This window comes from Nocardiopsis alba (assembly GCF_000710955.1).
GTDB classification, from domain to species: domain Bacteria; phylum Actinomycetota; class Actinomycetes; order Streptosporangiales; family Streptosporangiaceae; genus Nocardiopsis; species Nocardiopsis alba.
This window is the reverse complement of sequence record NZ_BAZE01000002.1, coordinates 388,314-405,488: the sequence shown is the minus strand read 5'-3', so window position 1 is coordinate 405,488 and position 17,175 is coordinate 388,314. Positions and strand designations below refer to the sequence as shown.

Below are 17,175 nucleotides of genomic sequence, written 5' to 3'. Positions count from 1 at the left end.
CTGTCGTTCCTCCCCTGGTCGAAGGCCGATCGCGCGCCCGGCCCCGTAGACCTCAACGTTATCGTTGAACCACTCGTAGACACTTTTCTCGACCGCTCCTCGATATCTGCTGGAAAAGTCTCAAATCGGGGTCAGGGTGGGGGCTCTCCGAACGCGAAGAGGGGGCGGCGGCCGCGTGTGCGGCCACCGCCCCCTCGGGGTCGGATCCGGGTCAGTGCACGGCCGGGGCCGCCGGGGTGCCCTCCTCGGCGGGCGCGGTCGACCTGCGGACCAGGAAGGTCGCGAAGAAGGCCAGGGTCGTGATCACCGCGCCCAGGATGAAGGCGACGTGGATGCCTCCGGCCTCGGCGACGACGGTGTCGGCGCCCTCGGCCGCCCGGCTCGCGGCCACGGCGGACATGACCGCGATGAAGGTCGCGGTGCCCGCGGCGCCCGCCACCTGCTGGACGGTGCCCACCACGGCGCTGCCGTAGGAGTAGAGCCGCTGGGGCAGGGAGCCGAGCGCTCCGGTGAGCAGCGGCGTGAACATCAGGCCCAGGCCCACGCTCAGGACCATGTGCGCGGCGACGATGGCCCCGATCGGGGTCTCGGTGCCGAACTGCGTCATGCTCCACATCACCAGGGTCACCAGGGCGGCGCCCGGGGTGACGAGGGGACGCGGGCCGAACCGGTCGTAGAGGCGGCCGACGAACGGGGCCAACAGACCCATGACCAGACCGCCGGGCAGCAGGGCGAGCCCGGTCGCGAGCGTGTCGTGGCCCAGGACGTTCTGCATGTAGATCGGCAGCAGGATGATCGTGCCGAACAGCGCCATGAAGCTGACCAGCACCAGGCTGATCGAGATCGAGAACTGGCGGGAGCGGAACACCCGCAGGTCCAGCAGGGCCCGGTCCTCGCGCTGGAGCAGGATCTGACGCCACACGAACAGCACCAGGGCCACGACGCCCACGACGATCGCGACCCACGGCGGGATCGGCGCGCTGGAGTCGGCCGCCTTGCCCAGGCTGGAGAAGCCGTAGACCAGGCCGCCGAAGGCGAAGGCGGACAGGATCACCGAGAGCACGTCGATGCGCACCGAGCGCGGCTCGGTGATGTTGCGGATGAAGGCGGCGCCCAGTGCCAGGCCCAGCAGGGCGATCGGCAGGATCAGGCCGAAGAGCCAGCGCCAGTCCAGCATGCTCAGGATGAGCCCGGACAGGGTCGGACCGACGGCGGGCGCCACCGCCATGACGATGGAGATGTTGCCCATGGTCCGGCCGCGGCGGTCGGCGGGGATCAGGTTCAGCACGGTGGTCATGAGCAGCGGCATCATGATCGCCGTACCGGAGGCCTGCACGATCCGGCCCATCAGCAGAACGGTGAAGTTCGGTGCGAGGAAACAGATCAGGGTTCCGAGGCTGAACAGGGTCATCGCGGTGATGAACACCTGTCTGAGGTGGAACCTCTGGAGCAGGAAACCGGTCACGGGGATGACCACGGCCATCACGAGCATGAAGGCGGAGGTCAGCCACTGTCCGGTGGAGACCGAGATGCCCAGGTCGCGGTTGAGGGCGGGCAGGGCCACACCCATGATCGTCTCGTTCAGGATGACGACGAACGCCGAGACCAGGAGAAGCGGAATGACGAGCCGAGTGGCGCGCGCGTCGGCGCCCTCGTCAGTGGTGTTCGGGGTGTTGTTCCTGGTCACGTACTTCCTTGTGCGCTCGTGGGTGGATGAGGATCGACGGATCGGGGGGTGTGCGGCGGCGGGGCCGACTCGTACCCGACAGGAGAGCCAACTGCGCCGGTCAGAGCAGTATTCCGAGGTCGGTGTGGGAAAGAAAAGTGGTTTTTCCGAGGGAAGAAGGGGAAGTCTCGCCCGGTGAGAGGACATGGCGGGGTTTCCTCGGCCGCCATGTCCGTCCGATATGGCCGGGTTGTCCGTCGGGAAGCGGTCTCTACCTGGGGTCCCGTACCGTTCCGGCGAGGGAAGGGGCCTCTCACCCTCCGGTCGGGGAAGACTTACGGCTCGCGTCGGTCCGATGGAGAGGGTGGTGCTCATCTCTCCAGTCGGTGACGCAGTTCGGGCACCCCCGAACCGCTCACCCGGTCCAGGTGGGCGGGGCGTCCGGCCATGAGCATGACGAGCGCGAGCAGCGGCCCCTCCACGGTGGGCAGGTCGGGGTCGTTCGTGGTGAAGCCGGCGTCGGTGGCCCGCAGGAACAGCCCCTTCACCTGGGAGCGGCTGTTCACCGCGAAGTCGCGGGAGGCGAAGAAGCGCGCCACCTCGGCCAGTGCCTCGGGCGCGGGTTCGTACTCCAGCCCCAGGGGGCGCCGGATGTCCTCGCCGTGCACGATGAGCTCCCCGAGCCAGGCGGCGGAGTCCCCCGAGGGCAGGCGCACGGGGTCGCCCCCTTCGGTGCCCAGGGCGGCGAACCGCTCCAGGGTCTCGGTCGGGGTCGAGCGGGCGAAGCGCGCGATCTGTCGGCGATTGTGCACGTCGGGCCGCAGGCCCGCGCGCAGGATGGACACGATCCACCCCAACGCGCCGATGGTCAGGCCCGCGCCCAGGTGGGCGGTCACGTCGTGCACGGTCCAGCCCTCGCAGAGCGATTCCCGTGTCCACTGCTCGTCGGTCAGGTCCCGCAGGTCGGCGACGAGGGCCGCGTGCTCGACGGCGATGGCCCGTCGCGGGTCGGAGGTCTCCATGCGCGCACTCTACGGACCGGTTCGGACAGTTCCGGGAAGGCTCCACGGTCGTCCGCGCCCGGAGCCTCGGATGCGGCGCTCCGAGGGAGGGGATGTGTTGCCCCTCACTCTCCCGGCCTTTAAAATGAATGACAATCATTAACTCGGTGGTCAGGAGCCCTCATGAGCAGTCGCCTCCAGAACTTCGTCGACGGCGCCTTCGTCGACGCCCACGGGCAGGGGACGATCGACATCGTCGACCCCACGAACGGAACCACCGTCGCGGTGTCGCCGATCTCCGACGACGTCGACGTCGACGCCGCCTTCACCGCCGCGCGGGCCGCCTTCGCCTCCTGGCGCGACGTCACCCCGGGGGAGCGCCAGCGTCTGCTTCTCAAGATCGCGGACGCGGTGGAGGCCCACACCGACGAGATCGTCGAGGCGCAGCACCGCGACACCGGCCAGCCTCGATGGATGATCTCCCAGGAGGAGGTCGGCATGGGCGTGGACCACCTGCGCTTCTTCGCCGGCGCCGCCCGCACCCTGGAGGGGCGCGCCGCCGCCGAGTACATGGAGGGCCACACCTCCTACGTCCGTCGCGAGCCCGTCGGGGTCGTCGCCCAGGTCACGCCGTGGAACTATCCGCTGCTCATGGCCGTGTGGAAGATCGGACCGGCGCTGGCGGCGGGCAACTGCATCGTGCTCAAGCCCTCGGACACCACCCCCGAGTCCACCCTGGTCCTGGCCCGCCTGATCGGCGAGATCCTGCCGGCGGGCGTCTTCAACGTCGTCCTGGGCGACGCCGAGACCGGCCGGCTCATGGTGGAGCACCCCGAACCCGCCATGGTCGCCATCACCGGCTCGGTCCGGGCCGGCCGACAGGTCGCGGCCTCGGCCGCCCAGGGGCTCAAGCGCGGCCACCTGGAACTGGGCGGCAAGGCCCCCGCGGTGGTCTTCGCCGACGCCGACCTGGCCGCCACGGCCAAGGCCCTGGTGGAGTTCGGCACGTTCAACGCGGGCCAGGACTGCACCGCCGTCACCCGGGTGCTCGTCGAGGAGAGCGCCCACGACCGGCTGGTGGAGCTGCTGGCCGAGGCGGCGCGCGGCACCCGCACCGGGGACGCCGACGAATCCCGCAACGACTACGGTCCGCTGAACAACGCCCGGCACTTCGCCTCGGTCACCGACAAGCTGAACCGTCTCCCCGAGCACGCCACCGTGGTCACCGGCGGCAAGGCGGTCGAGGGCGACGGCTTCTTCGTGGAGCCCACCGTCATCACCGGCGTCCGCCAGGACGACGAGCTGGTCCAGGAGGAGACCTTCGGGCCGATCCTGACCGTGCAGACCTTCACCTCCGAGAAGGAGGCGGTGGAGCTGGCCAACGGTGTGGACTACGCCTTGGCCGCCAGTGTCTGGACCTCGGATCACGGCGCCGCGATGCGCCTGACCCGCGACCTGGACTTCGGCTGCGTCTGGGTGAACACGCACGTGCTGCTCACGGCCGAGATGCCGCACGGCGGCTTCAAGCACTCGGGCTACGGCAAAGACCTGTCGCTGTACTCGGTGGAGGAGTACACCCGGGTCAAGCACGTCATGCACGCGCTGGAGATCTGACCCGAGGGACGAGGCTCAGGCGGCGTACTTCCGGCGCAGGCCGTCGATCAGGGCGTCGAGCGCGAGCTCGAAGGCCCGGTCGGCGGCGGCCCGGGGGTCGGCCGACCTTTGGGCCGCGAAGCGGGTGAAGGTGGGGGCCAGGTCCTCCAGATCGCCCGGATCGAAGATGCCGGCCGGGGCGGAGGCGTCGTAGGCGGCACCGAAGACCAGCGCCTCGACGCCGACGATGATGTCCACCGCGTCCGCGCCGACGATCCCGGCGTCGTTCAGCGCGCGGGTGACGCGTTCGTACATGCGCAGGGTGCGGGGGGAGTCGGCGACCGGCAGGACCGCCATCACCGGGATGAGCGCCGTGTGCTCCATGAAGCACCGCCGGTAGGAATGCGCCCACTGTCGCAGCGCCCGGTCCCAGGGTTCGGTGCCGAACGCGGAGTCGTCGATCCGCTCGTTGACGCGTTCCTGCAACAGGATGAGCACGTCGCGCTTGGAGGAGACGTGGTTGTACAGCGCCGAGGCGGCGACCCCGAGCTCGCGCGCCAGCGCGGCCATGGTCAGGTGTCGGTAGCCCTGTTCGGTCACGATCCTGATCGCGGCCAGGGTGACGCGTTCGCGTGACAGGACCGGCGAGGAGGGTCTGCCCCGGCCTCGTCCGCTGTGCGTTCCCTGGCTCACTGACGCCTGCTTCCTGTGGGGGTGTCGACACGGTTCCCCGACCAGTCTAGAAGCGGCGCGTGCGGGATCGACGACCCGCGCGGCCGACCGACCCGTTCTCGACGTTCGTACTTGACAGGGGCGACGTCGTACCTATTAATGAATGTTGTTCATTTAATTTGTCGAAGGAGCGCACCCATGAGCGGCACACACGTCATCGGCAGCGACGAGGTCCTCGAACGCGATGTCGTGATCGTGGGCGCCGGCCCCGCCGGGCTGATGGCCGCACGCACCCTCCAGGCCGCCGGCCGGACCGTCGCCGTCCTGGAGGCCCGCGACCGGGTGGGCGGACGGACCTGGTCCCGCGAGGTCGACGGGGCCTTCCTGGAACTGGGCGGACAGTGGGTCTCGCCCGACCAGACCGCACTGCTCGGCCTGTTGGACGAGCTCGGGATGAGCACCTATCCGCGCCACCGCGAGGGCGCCAACGTCTACCTGGCCCCCGACGGCTCCCGCCACGAGTACACCGGCGACATGTTCCCGGCGGGGGAGCGGACCGAGAAGGAGATGGCCCGGATCATCGCGACCCTGGACGGCCTGGTCGAGGAGATCGGCGCCGAACGCCCCTGGGACCACCCGCTCGCCCGCGAACTGGACACCGTCACCTTCACCGAGTGGCTGCGCCGCCAGACCGACGACGAGGCCGCCCGGGAGAACATCGGCATCTTCATGGCCGGCGGCATGCTCACCAAACCCGCCCACGCCTTCTCCACGCTCCAGGCCGTGCTCATGGCCGCCTCGGCCGGATCCTTCTCCCACCTCGTGGACGAGGACTTCATCCTGGACCGCCGTGTGGTCGGAGGCATGCAGTCGGTCTCCCAGACCATGGCGGGCGCCCTGGAGGAGGGCACCGTCCACCTGGAGACCCCGGTCCGGACCATCCGGTGGGGTGGGGAGGGCGTCTCGTCCGAGGAACGCGTCACGGTCGTCTCCGAACGCGTCACCGTTCGGGCCCGCCGGGTGATCGTGGCCGTGCCGCCCACCCTCTACTCGCGGATCTCCTTCGAACCCGCGCTGCCCTGGTTCCAGCAGCAGATGCACCAGCACACCTCGATGGGCCTGGTCATCAAGGTCCACGCGGTCTACGAGCGCCCCTTCTGGCGCGACAAGGGCCTGTCCGGCACCGGTTTCGGCGCCGAGGAGCCCTGCCAGGAGGTCTACGACAACACCAACCACGGGGACACGCGCGGCACCCTGGTCGCCTTCGTCTCCGACGAGGTCGCCGACGACCTGCTGCGCCGTCCCGCCGAGGAACGTCGGGACACGATCCTGCGCTCCCTCGCGAACTACCTGGGGGAGGAGGCACTGGAGCCCGACGTCTACTTCGAGTCGGACTTCGCCTCCGAGGAATGGACCCGGGGCGCCTACGCCGCCAGCTACGACCTCGGCGGCCTGCACCGCTACGGGGCCGAGCAGCGCTCGCCCGTGGGCCCCATCGGCTGGGCCTGCTCCGACCTGGCGGCCGAGGGCTACCAGCACGTGGACGGCGCGCTGCGTCAGGGCCGTCGGGCGGCCGAGGAGGCCTTGACGGCCCTCACCGACTGACCCGCGCCCTCATGGACCCGGACCGGCCCCGCCCGCACGCGGGGCCGGCCCGTCACGCCTGTGCGGTCGCGGCGAACTCGGCGCGCAGACGCACCACCTCGGCCGGGTCCCAGCCCGGCCCCGGCACGCTGGAGGCCAGCATGCGCGTGTAGGGGTGCTCCGGCTCGCGCAGGACCCGCCGGGTCGGACCGTGCTCGACCGCCCGCCCCCGGTACATGACCAGGACCTCGTCGGTGACCTGTCCGACCACGGCCAGGTCGTGCGAGACGAAGACCAGGGACACCCCGGACTCCTCACGGATCCGGGCCAGCAGGCGCAGGATCTGCGCCTGTACCGACACGTCCAGCGCGGAGACCGCCTCGTCCAGGACGAGCACGGAGGGGCCCGCCGCCAACGCGCGGGCGATCGCCAACCGCTGACGTTGACCGCCGCTGAGCCGGTGCGGCCGTGCCTCCGCCTCCCGGGCGCCCAACCCCACCTGTTCGAGGAGCTCCAGGGCGCGCCGGTCGGCCTCGGCGCGGTCCGCCCCGTGCAGCCGCAACACGTGGTGCAGACACTGGGCCGCGGTGAGCCGTCGGTCCAGGGACTCCAGGGGGTTCTGGAAGACCAGCTGGATCTCCCGGGCCCGCCGCAGGCGCGCGGCGCGGCCGCGTTCACGGACCCCTCGGGTCCGACCCGCCACCCGGATCTCCCCGGAGTCGGGCCGTTCCAGGCCCACCAGCATCCGGGCCACGGTGCTCTTGCCGGAGCCGGACTCGCCGACCACGCCCAGGGAGCCGCCGGGCGCGAGTTCGAACGAGACGTCGTCCACCGCCACCAGGTCCGGCACGCCTCGGCCCATGGGGAAGGCCCTGCGCAGTCCGCTCACAGACAGAGCCGGTTCGTTCGGGATCATCGTGTCTCCTCGTCCCGGCGGAGGGTGTCCGCCCCTTCGGTTCCGGCGTCGACGGTCTCGGTCCCGCCGTCCTCCCTCTCCGCCCGCAGACAGGCCACACCGCCGTCGGGCAGCGCGTGCGTGCGCGGTCGCCAGGTCGTACAGGCGTCGATCGCCTCGGGGCAGCGCGGGGCGAACGGACAGCCGTCGAAGGCGGTGGACAACGAGGGCGGCGAGCCGGGGATCGGCTCGGGGGCCAGGTCGGAGTCCAGGCCCGGGTTGCAGGCGATCAACCCCCGCGTATAGGGGTGGCGCGGGTCGGCGAACAGCGCCGACGCCTCACGGGACTCCACCACCCGGCCCGCGTACATCACGTGCACACGGTGACAGTAGGCGGCGGCCAGATGCAGGTCGTGGGTGATGAACAGGACGCCCATGCCCCGGCTCTCCCGCAGGTCGCGCAGGACCGAGAGCACCTCGGCCTGGGTGGTGGCGTCCAGGGCGCTGGTGGCCTCGTCGGCGAGCAGGAGCTCGGGTTCGGTGGCCAGGGCCGCGGCGAGCACGACCCGTTGCAGCATGCCCCCCGACATCTCGTGCGGGTACTGACGGAAACGTTCCTCGGGCCGGTTCAGCCCCACCTCCGTCATGAGGTCCAACGCCTTGGCGCGGGCCTCGGCCTTGGGCGTGCCCAGGGCCAGGATCAGGCGTTCGGTGAGGAAGTCGCCCACGCGCCGGACCGGGTTGAGCACCGAACGCGGGTCCTGGAAGACCATGGACACCCGACGGGAGCGGAGTTCGGTCAGTTCGGCGGGGGAGGCGGCGAGCACGTCGGTCCCGCCGACGCTCGCGCGTCCCCGGACCGAGGCGCCCTCGGGCAGGAGCCGCAGGACGGCGCGGGCCGTCGTGGACTTCCCCGAACCGGACTCCCCGACCAGGCCGACGACCTCCCCGGGTTCCACGGTCAGAGCGACCTCGTCCAGGACGGGCCGGCGCGTCTCGGCGCCGGGCAACGCGACGGTGAGGTTCTCGATATCGAGCAGCACGCGTCTACCTCCGTGAGTTCAGTCGGTCGGCGACACGCACCCCGACGATGTTGAACGCGACCACGACCAGGGCGATGGCCGCGCCGGGGACCAGGGCGGGCCACAGGACCCCCTGGATGAGCGCGGACTGCCCCTCCTGGACCATCAGGCCCCACTCGGAGCTGGGCGGCTGCGCGCCGAAGCCGAGGAAGCTGAGCGTGGCCAGGCTCATCAGCCCCTCGCCGAAGAGCACGACCAGATATCCGAGCAACGCGGGGGCCATGTTCGGGATGAGGTAGCGCAGGCAGATGACCAGGCCGCTCACCCCCTGCACCCGGTAGGCGTCGATATAGGGCTTGGAGCATTCGGCCAGCGCGACGCTGCGGGTGAACTTGGCGATGATCGGTGTGAACGCCAGGCCCAGGGCGACGACCGCGGTGGTCATGCCGCTGCCGAACACCGCGATCACGAGCACCACGAACAGGAGCCCGGGAAAGGCGTACATGACGTCGGTGACCCGGGCCAGGAGGACGTCCACCCAGCCGCGCCGCCAGGCGGCCAGGGTCCCCATCGCCACGCCCAGGACGGAGGCGAGCACGAGCAGGGCCAGCGGGCCCAGCAGGCTCTCGCGCGCTCCATGGACGACCCGCGAGAGCAGGTCGCGCCCCATCTGGTCGGTGCCCAGCCAGTGGTCGGCGCCGGGCGGCGCCCAGATGTTCCCGAAGTCGATGGCGTTGGGATCGGCCGGGGCGACCACCGGGGCGAACAGGGCGGCCAGGACCACGGCGACGAGGAAGCCCGAGCTCACCCAGAGCGCGCCGCGCCCTCCGTTCCTTCGGACGTCGCGGATCCCGGCGCCCATGGTGACGGCGCCGGTGGGAGACTGCGCGGTCATACCCTGTTCCTTTCGAGACGGACCCGCGGGTCCAGCAACGGGTGCACGAGGTCGATCAGGGTCGTGACCCCCATGTAGGCGACCACCATGCACAGCAGGACGGCCTGCACCACGGGGAAGTCGAGGTTGTTGATGGCGTCGACGAGCAGGGCCCCGATACCGCTGAGACCGAACGCCGACTCGATGACCACGGTCCCGCTGAGCATGCTCGCGGTGACCAGGCCGCACATGGTCACCACGGGGCCCAGGGCGTTGCGCAGGACGTGCCGGCGGACCACGTGCCTCTCGGCGACCCCCGAGGCCCGCGACGCCGAGACGTGCTCCAGGTCGAACTGCTCCACCATCGTCTGTCGGGTGACCCGGGAGACGATGGCCAGGGCACCGGTGGCCAGGGCGATCGCGGGCAGGGTGAGGTGGTGGATCCGGCCGATGAACCCCTCGCCGAGCCCGGTCACCGGGAACCAGCCCAGCCGGACGCCGAACAGGGAGATCAACGCGATGGCCATGACGAACGACGGGATCGACGCGGCCAGAGTGGTGCCCGCGGTGACGGCGGAGTCGGTACGACGGCCCCGTCGTACCGCCGACAGGGCGCCCAACGCGATGCCCAGGACGGTGAAGAGCACCGCCGCGTAGGCGACCAGGGACACCGTGGTGGGAAGGCGGGTGAGGATGAGGTCGCCCACCGCCGCGTTGTACTGGAACGAGGTCCCCAGGTCGCCGGTGACGGCTCCGGTCAGCCACAGCCAGTACTGCACGAGCAGCGGCTGGTCGAGGTTGTACTCGGCGCGGACCGCGGCGATCCGTTCCGGGGTGACGTTCTCGGGGTCTCCCACCAGGAACGACACCGGGTCGCCGGGGGCGGCGTACATGGCGCCGAAGATCAGCGCCGAGGCCACCGCCAGGGTCAGGAGCATGCCGCCGAGGCGGCGCAGTACGTGCGCGATCATCGTCCTTCGTCCTCTCGGGCGCCCAGGTCGGCGGCCCACGGATAGAAGAGGAACGCGGAGGAGGCGGGCGCGCCCGTGACCTCGGGTCCCATGGCCAGGGTCGTGGGCACCTGGACGACGGGGATCCACGGCATGGCCTCGGTCCAGCGTTCCTGGAGCTCCACGGCCAGTTCGGCCCTCTCGGCGTCGTCGGTGGCGGCCTGGGCCTCCTTGACGAGGCGGTCGTAGTCCTCGTCGGCGAAACCGGAGTAGTTCACCCCGGCGTCGGAGGCGCCGTTCTTGTAGAAACCCACGGGGTCGTTCTTGGAGATCCAGTACTCGTCGGAGAACAGGTCCACCTGGGCGCGCAGCTCGGGGTCGACGTAGTAGCTGCCGAACTGCTGTCGGGGCACGGTGAGGATCCGCATCTCCAACCCGATCTTGGCCGCCGCGTCGACGGTGGCGTTGGCGATGATGGTGCGCGCCGGTTCGCCGTCGTTGGCGATGACGAGCGGCTCCTCGGGGGCGCCGGCCTCCTCGACCAGGGCGCGCGCCTCCTCCAGTTCACGTTCGCCGGGGTCGGAGGGGGCCGCGTCGAGTGCCTCGTAGGCCTCCTCGAAACGTTCCCGCTCGTAGCCCCAGCCGCCGGGGCCCAGGGGAGTGGACCACGGTTCGGCCAGCCCGCCGAAGGCCGAGCGCGAGATGCCGTCGCGCTCCAGGGCCAGGGACAGGGCGCGGCGCAGACGCGGGTCGGCCAGGCCGCCGCGTTCGGTGGTGATCAGGGACCACACGTTGGTGGAGGGCCCCTGGTACACCTGGACGGTCTCGTCGCGCAGCAGCGGGACGGCCGCCGAGGCGGTGTCGAGGTAGGCGCCGTCGGACTCCCCGGTGTTCAGGGTGTTGACGACGGCGTTCTCGACGGCCCAGCGGAACTCGACCCGGGCCACGTTCGCGGCCTTCTCGGGGTTCCAGTAGGCGTCGTCCCGTTCCAACACGACCCGGCTGCCCGAGCTCCACTCGGCGAGCCGGTAGGGGCCGGTACAGGCGTCCGAGCCCTGGGGCGTGCCGTAGGCGTCGCCGTCGGCCTCCAGGGCGCGACGGTCGTAGACGATGCCGCCGTTCCCGGCCATGGCGGGCACGAACACGGCGTCGCGCTGGGTCATGGTCACGGTGACCTCGCGCTCCCCGGTCGCCTCGATCCGTTCGACGTTGGTGTACTCGTCGGACTCCTCCGCGCCCTCCGCGGAGTGGCGCTCCATGCTCCACACCACGTCGTCCGCGGTGATCGGGGCGCCGTCGCGGAAGGCGGCGTCGGGGTTCAGCCGGAAGACGACGGTGTCGTCGTCCTCCCATTCGGCGTACTCGGCCAGGCCGGGGCCGATCGAGAGGTCGGGCGCCACCCGCATGAGCCGCTCGCAGACGTTGGCGAGGACGGTGTTCTGCGCGGTGCCGCCGTTGGCGTCCAGGTCCAGTGACGTGGGCTCGGAGGGGAGCATCCAGGTCACCGAGTCCAGCTCTCCGGCGGGCGCGGCGGTGGTGGTGGTCAGGTCGATCTCCGTGCCCGCGGGCGGGGCCGTACAGGCGGTCACGGCGAGCGCGAGGACGGCGGCGGGGATCACCGCTCGGGAGCGGCGTGGTGCTCTGTCCTTCACAACGGTCTTCTCCAGGGAAAGGGGGATACGAATGATGGGGTCAGCTCCGTGGGCCCGGGCCGTCGTAGAGGTTCCAGGGCATGAGCTCGTAGGCGTTCTCGCAGGGGTTTCCGGCGGTGACGCGGTATTCGCCGCTGGTGAGGTCGACGAGGCTGGAGAGCAGGGTGGACCAGCGGCGTACCTCGGGGGCGGCGGGGTCGGGGTGGGTGCACAGGGACTCGGGGTGGCCGAGGTGGTCGGACATGGCCGCGTGGACGGCGGCCCGCACCTGTTCGGGGCTTCGGGCGTCGCGGACGGCGTCCAGCCCGCGTCGGGCCCGGGGCACACGGATGAGCGAGTCGGTGGCCAGCGGGCGGTAGGCCTCGGCGAGCTGGGGCGGGATACCGGCCTGGTAGTGGTTGCCGTGCACGAGCAGACCCTCGCCGTCGGGGTACATCCACTGGCAGGGGCCAGGGGTGGTCTCGACGTCGATCGCGAAACCGGATTCGTGGGTCAGCAGCGCGTTGCTGGCGATGTGGGCGCGCGTCTTGACCAGCACGTTCAGGGCGTCGGAGAGTCGGGCGGAGTCCAGGACACGGCGGCGGATGAGGGTCTGGGGCACGCCGACGGCCGAGCCGAAGCGTCCCCCGAGGCCGTTGGCGTTGAGCGCGATACCGGCGGAGTTGGCCCCGTGCCGGCCGACCTGTCCGGCCTCGACCTGCATGATGAGCGTGGGCTTGGGCGGCTGGACCACGCGGAGCATCAGGATGGTGTCGGTGGTGCCGTGCCGCCAGTCCCAGTTCTGTCCGGCGTAGACGTGGCCGTCGCCCGAGGCGCCCTCGGCCAGGGCGAACGAGGTGCAGCCGTCCGAGGCGTCCCGGTCGTCGGTCTCGGTGGCCGCGGGCATGGTGCGGAAGGAGGAGTCGTAGATGATCTCTCCGCGCACGTTGAGCGCCATGATGTCGAGGAGGTCGACCCCGGCGCCCTCGGCGATGCCCTCCATCTCGGTGACCATGTCGGCGTCGAAGGCGCGGCAGGGGTCGAGCCAGCCGCGGGCGCGGTCGAGGACGCCGCCCCAGCTCAGCCCGGTCTGCTGGGTGAAGGCGCGCTCGTAGAAGCCCATGGCGGCGACGATCTGCTCCCGCGCGGCCTCTCCGTAGGCGATGCCGCGTTCGCGCGGACCGCCGGAGATCTCGACGAGCGGCAGGCCCGATGCCGTTCGCGGCGTGGGTTCGGTCATGGTGGTGCTCCCCCGAACACGTCCTGTAACATTCATTACGAGGACATGAATAGTTGAAACGAACGTTTCTTCAGGAGTGTAATGAGTGATACGCCACAGTCAAGAGCTGTAATGAATAGTTCTTCGAACCCGGGCCTGGAACGGCTCCACACCCTGGTGCGCACCCACTGGGACGACCTCTCCCCGGCCGAACGATCCGTGTGTCGCCTGCTCACGGCCTCGCCGGTCGAACAGATCCTCTACTCCAACGCCCAAGAGCTCGGTTCCGCCAGCGGCACCAGCAACGCCAGCGTCATCCGGACCCTGCGCCGACTCGGGTACACCGGACTGCCCGCCCTCAAACAGGAGATCGCCGCCCCCTTCACCTCCGAGGTCGCCCCGGAGGTACGGCTGCGCGAACGGATCGACCGCATGGGCCGGGACTTCACCTCCCTGTGGGGGCGGGTCGTCGACGAGGCGCGCGACCGCGTCGAACACGTCCGCACGGCCACCTCCTCCGAAGAACTCACCCGGGCCGTGGAGGTCCTGGCCGAGGCCGAACAGACCCTCGCCTACGGAGTCGGCTCCTCCAACATCGCCGCCGAACACCTGGCCCTCAAACTCAACCGGATCGGCGCCCGCGCCCGCCCCATCGACACGGACGGCTTCCGCCTGGCCGACGACCTGCTGGGCGTCCACAGGGGCGACGCCGTCGTCGTCTTCGCGCCCGGACGCGTCCTGCCCGAGGTCGAGGTGCTCTTCGAACGGGCCCGCGCGGTGGGCGCCCGATCGATCCTGGTGACCGACGAACTCGCCGATGAGCTCCGGGACGGAGTCGACATCGTCCTGTCCGCCCCGCACACCCCCACCGGCATGACCGCCGAGGCGCTGACCGGCATCATCGTCGCCGACGCCCTCGTCCAGGCGGTGACCACCGTCCACCCGGACCGGGCCGTGCGCACCTCCCACGAACTCACCGCCTGGCGCGGGCGCCTGGGCCACTGACGACGCGGACCCCCACCGCCGGTCGGCGAGGGGGTCGCGCTCGTACGGATTCCTCGTTCAGTGGGCGGGGACCGACACGCAGGCGAGCTCGGTGTCCTCCTCCGCGCGCAGCTCGCCCGGGGAGTGCTCCGGGACGTGCAGGAGGTCGCCGGGGCCCGCCGTCACGACGCGGTCGGGGGTGCGCAGTGTCATGGCTCCGGAGACGACGACCCACACCTCCTCGTAGTGTGCGGGCAACGTCGCGACCTCTCCACGATCGAACCGGGCGTAGTAGGCGCTCAGCGGGCCGCCCTCCTCCTTCGTGACCACGGGGCCGATCCGGATTCCGTGATCGCCCAGGTCCTGCCAACCCTCGACCTCCTTCGCGGAGAACCGACGGGCCCCTTCTCCCGAGTGGGACATCCTGCTCCTTCATCCGAACGGACACGGTCGACGTTCAGTCGAACACCTCAAGTCGAGTCGAGGTCAAGGGCTTCGCCACGGTCGGGGGTCGTTGTCTCCTCCTGGGGGAGATGGGGAGAATGTCCCCCATGGACTTCTCCGATCCCCTACCGTCGACCACCAGTGAGGACGAGGGCCGCGCCTCCTCCCGGGTGGCGCTGCTGCCCGTCGGAAGCCTCGAACAGCACGGCCCCCACCTGCCGTTGACCACGGACACCATCGTGGCCTCCGCGCTGGCGCAGTCCCTGGCCGACGCCAACCCGGGGCTGCGCCTCCTGCCCCCCATCACCTTCGGCTGCTCGCACGAGCACGCCTCCTGGCCCGGCACGGTCAGCGTCTCGGCGCCCACCCTGCACGCCATGGTCTCCGACGTGGCCGACTCCCTCCGGGCCGCCGGGACGCCCAAACTGGTCGTGGTCAACGGCCACGGGGGCAACCACGTCCTGGCCAACCTGGTGCAGGCCTCCGGAGGGGACATGGCGCTCTTCCCCGGCCCGAACGACTGGGAGGCCGCGCGCAAGAGCGCGGGCATGCGCACCACCAACGACCGCGACATGCACGCGGGGGAGCTGGAGACCTCGGTCCTGCTGCACGCGCGCCCCGACCTGGTCCGCACCGGCTACCAGGAGGCCGACCACCTCGCCGACCGGCGCGACCTGATGCTCACCACCGGCCTGGCCCGCTACACCCGTTCCGGGGTCGTCGGACAGCCCTCACGCGCCACGGCCGTCAAGGGGCGGGACCTGCTCTCGGCCCTGGTCAAGGGGTTCTCCGCCTACCTGGCGGTCCTCGACCCGAAGTAGGCGCCACAGGAACACCACCCCGCCGGGCAGTGAGGCCACCAGCGCGAGCAGCCCGTAGACCACGGACACCGTCAACCCGACGGACGCCCCCAGCCCCACGGCACCGAAGACCAACGCGGTCACCGCCTCACGCGGACCCCAACCGCCCACCCCGGCGGGGACGCTCATCGCGATCAGAGCGGCCACGGCCGGAGGCAGCAGCATCCCCACGGGCTCGGTGACCCCGGCAGCCCGGGCGGCCAGCACGAACAGGGTCACGTGGCCGGCCAGGGCCGCCACCGACAGCACCAGGACCGCCGGACCGGTGGTCCTGGTGCACAGCCCGTTCCGCACGTCCCGGGCCGTCTCCGTCAGGACCCGCCACCAGAGCGCGTCGCGCCGCCGCCCGAGCCGGGGCGCGCCTACGGCCACCGCCGCCACCAGCCCCGCCACCCCGGCCCAGACCGCCACCGTGACCACGCCCGGGCCCGTCGACGCGGCGGGCAGGACGAACAACGCGACCGCCCCGGCCGCCGCCAACACCACCTGACCGGCCATCCGCTCCAGGACCACCGCGCGCACCCCTCGGGGCACGTCGCCCGCGTCACGACCATGATCGATCGCCCGGTGCACGTCGCCGAGCACCCCGGAGGGCAGCACCGCGTTCAGGAAGACGGCCCGGTAGTAGTCGCCCACCGCCCGCGACCAGGGAAGACACAGCCCCGTTCCACGCGCCACCGTCCACCACCGGGCCGCGCACAGGACGGTGGTGGCCAGGCCGATCCCCAACGCCGAGAGCGCGAGGCCGACGTCGATCGCCTCGAAGGCGTCGGTGAGGGCGTCCAACGGAGACCACCACACCACCCCGGCCAGGAGCAGCAGCCCGATCAAGGGGCGCGGCCACCACGCCCCCGGAACGGTCGGCCGGGGTCTCACCGGCCCTCCGGCCCCCTCGGTGGAAGGGCCAACAGGTCGGTGTGGTGCACGACCGCGCCCAGCTCGCCGCGTTCGCACTGGGCCAGCCGACGGTGCAGGTAGTCCCCTGGCACCCGCTCCGGCCTCATCTCGACGGCCGCCTCCACACGACCGGACAACCAGGCCAGGGTCAGCGGGACGCGTTCGGGACACAACCGCCACGGTGAGGGGGAGGCCGACACCCGGTACCCGGACCTCTCGAAGAGCTCGGTCATCACCACGACCGCGTCCGGCCCCAACGCCCCATGGCGACGCTGGTGGTCGTTGAAGGCGGAGTTCACCGCCGCGTCGGCCGGATCGCTCGGGAACAGCTCCACCCGCCCGGTGACGGACAGGGTGAACAGCGCCGCGCCCCCGGCCCCCGTCACGGCCCGCACCAGCGCCGCCACCTCGTCGAAGGACAACAGGTCCAGCAACGCCGAGCCGGTCACCAGGTCGACCTCGGCCAGATCCCGCGCGGTGAGGGAACGCAGATCCCGTCGGTACATGCGGGCACCGACCTCGGACCCGTCCGCGCCGGCCACCGGCATGGACGCCCCGGCCAGGTCCAACAGGTTCGAGTCCAGGTCGTAGAGGCTCCAGCTCTGCGGGCCGTGCAGCCGAGGGGCCAGCCAGCGCCCCTGAGAGCCGGTCCCGCACCCCAGGTCGGCGATCCTCAACGGAGGACGGTCGGCCCGCGACCCCCGCCCGGTGAGATGGACCCGGAGCGGGTCCAACGGGGCGGTGGAACGGGCCTCGGCGTCGGCCTCCTCGCGCAGGGACAACCACTCCGGGGCGAAGGTCGAGGAGAGGTGGTCGGATGGTGGGTTCAACGGGGCTCCTCCGAGCGGGACGCGGCCGCGGACGGGCGTCTTTCCCCCAGCCT

At 71.2% G+C, this 17,175-nt stretch carries 16 protein-coding genes; 4 read left to right on the top strand and 12 right to left on the bottom strand.

Going from position 1 to position 17,175, the window contains the following annotated elements; all coding sequences use genetic code 11:
* Window positions 1-211: 211 nt before the first annotated feature.
* Together TR33_RS05245 and TR33_RS05240 are read right to left on the bottom strand one after the other, a co-directional pair.
* Window positions 212-1,687, bottom strand: coding sequence for an MDR family MFS transporter (locus tag TR33_RS05245; RefSeq protein ID WP_042281779.1), 1,476 nt, complete (start codon window positions 1,685-1,687; stop codon window positions 212-214).
* Window positions 1,688-2,037: 350 nt separating this feature from the next.
* On the bottom strand, window positions 2,038-2,688 hold the full coding sequence (locus TR33_RS05240) for a maleylpyruvate isomerase family mycothiol-dependent enzyme (protein ID WP_017534710.1): 651 nt from the start codon (window positions 2,686-2,688) through the stop codon (window positions 2,038-2,040).
* 162 nt (window positions 2,689-2,850) lie between these two features.
* Between TR33_RS05240 and TR33_RS05235 the strand changes: the two genes are divergently transcribed.
* On the top strand, window positions 2,851-4,281 hold the full coding sequence (locus tag TR33_RS05235) for a gamma-aminobutyraldehyde dehydrogenase (RefSeq protein WP_017534711.1): 1,431 nt from the start codon (window positions 2,851-2,853) through the stop codon (window positions 4,279-4,281).
* 15 nt (window positions 4,282-4,296) lie between these two features.
* Here the strand turns inward: TR33_RS05235 and TR33_RS05230 are convergent, their stop codons facing one another.
* The gene (locus TR33_RS05230; RefSeq protein ID WP_017534712.1) at window positions 4,297-4,953 is read right to left on the bottom strand and encodes a TetR/AcrR family transcriptional regulator; all 657 of its coding nucleotides are present in this window, start codon (window positions 4,951-4,953) and stop codon (window positions 4,297-4,299) included.
* Between the two features lie 177 nt (window positions 4,954-5,130).
* On the opposite strand from TR33_RS05230, the gene TR33_RS05225 reads away from it, so the two are divergent.
* Window positions 5,131-6,537 (top strand): flavin monoamine oxidase family protein, encoded by a 1,407-nt coding sequence (locus tag TR33_RS05225; protein ID WP_042281777.1) that lies wholly within the window; start codon window positions 5,131-5,133, stop codon window positions 6,535-6,537.
* A 52-nt stretch (window positions 6,538-6,589) separates the two neighbouring features.
* On the opposite strand, the gene TR33_RS05220 is transcribed toward TR33_RS05225, so the two are convergent.
* The 6 genes from TR33_RS05220 to TR33_RS05195 are packed head-to-tail and all read right to left on the bottom strand — an operon-like array spanning window position 6,590 to window position 13,128.
* A complete protein-coding gene (locus TR33_RS05220) occupies window positions 6,590-7,432 on the bottom strand; it encodes an ABC transporter ATP-binding protein (RefSeq protein ID WP_042281775.1) in 843 nt (280 codons plus the stop codon).
* A complete protein-coding gene (locus tag TR33_RS05215) occupies window positions 7,429-8,454 on the bottom strand; it encodes an ABC transporter ATP-binding protein (RefSeq protein WP_084570201.1) in 1,026 nt (341 codons plus the stop codon). The genes TR33_RS05220 and TR33_RS05215 overlap by 4 nt, the downstream gene beginning before the upstream one ends.
* A gap of 4 nt (window positions 8,455-8,458) precedes the next feature.
* Entirely contained in the window at window positions 8,459-9,328 is an 870-nt protein-coding gene (locus TR33_RS05210; RefSeq protein ID WP_042281772.1) for an ABC transporter permease, read from the bottom strand.
* Window positions 9,325-10,278: an ABC transporter permease gene (locus tag TR33_RS05205; protein ID WP_017534715.1), complete on the bottom strand. Its 954-nt coding sequence runs from the start codon at window positions 10,276-10,278 to the stop codon at window positions 9,325-9,327. Before TR33_RS05205 ends, TR33_RS05210 begins: the two co-directional genes overlap by 4 nt.
* Window positions 10,275-11,909 carry an ABC transporter substrate-binding protein gene (locus tag TR33_RS05200; RefSeq protein ID WP_026125027.1) on the bottom strand — a complete coding sequence of 545 codons (1,635 nt, stop codon included), beginning with the start codon at window positions 11,907-11,909 and terminating at the stop codon, window positions 10,275-10,277. Before TR33_RS05200 ends, TR33_RS05205 begins: the two co-directional genes overlap by 4 nt.
* A 40-nt stretch (window positions 11,910-11,949) precedes the next feature.
* Window positions 11,950-13,128 carry a C45 family autoproteolytic acyltransferase/hydrolase gene (locus tag TR33_RS05195; protein ID WP_014912560.1) on the bottom strand — a complete coding sequence of 393 codons (1,179 nt, stop codon included), beginning with the start codon at window positions 13,126-13,128 and terminating at the stop codon, window positions 11,950-11,952.
* A 111-nt stretch (window positions 13,129-13,239) separates the two neighbouring features.
* Between TR33_RS05195 and TR33_RS05190 the strand changes: the two genes are divergently transcribed.
* Window positions 13,240-14,112: a MurR/RpiR family transcriptional regulator gene (locus TR33_RS05190; protein ID WP_014910646.1), complete on the top strand. Its 873-nt coding sequence runs from the start codon at window positions 13,240-13,242 to the stop codon at window positions 14,110-14,112.
* 57 nt (window positions 14,113-14,169) lie between these two features.
* Here TR33_RS05190 and TR33_RS05185 read toward each other — a convergent pair whose 3' ends face one another.
* The gene (locus tag TR33_RS05185) at window positions 14,170-14,514 is read right to left on the bottom strand and encodes a cupin domain-containing protein (protein WP_042281770.1); all 345 of its coding nucleotides are present in this window, start codon (window positions 14,512-14,514) and stop codon (window positions 14,170-14,172) included.
* A gap of 128 nt (window positions 14,515-14,642) precedes the next feature.
* Between TR33_RS05185 and TR33_RS05180 the strand changes: the two genes are divergently transcribed.
* A complete protein-coding gene (locus TR33_RS05180) occupies window positions 14,643-15,356 on the top strand; it encodes a creatininase family protein (protein WP_014910762.1) in 714 nt (237 codons plus the stop codon).
* Here TR33_RS05180 and TR33_RS05175 read toward each other — a convergent pair.
* On the bottom strand, window positions 15,267-16,271 hold the full coding sequence (locus TR33_RS05175) for a lysylphosphatidylglycerol synthase transmembrane domain-containing protein (protein WP_052358097.1): 1,005 nt from the start codon (window positions 16,269-16,271) through the stop codon (window positions 15,267-15,269). The two genes, TR33_RS05180 and TR33_RS05175, sit on opposite strands and share 90 nt — an antisense overlap.
* On the bottom strand, window positions 16,268-17,122 hold the full coding sequence (locus TR33_RS05170) for a class I SAM-dependent methyltransferase (protein ID WP_042281768.1): 855 nt from the start codon (window positions 17,120-17,122) through the stop codon (window positions 16,268-16,270). Before TR33_RS05170 ends, TR33_RS05175 begins: the two co-directional genes overlap by 4 nt.
* Between the last annotated feature and the right edge of the window lie 53 nt (window positions 17,123-17,175).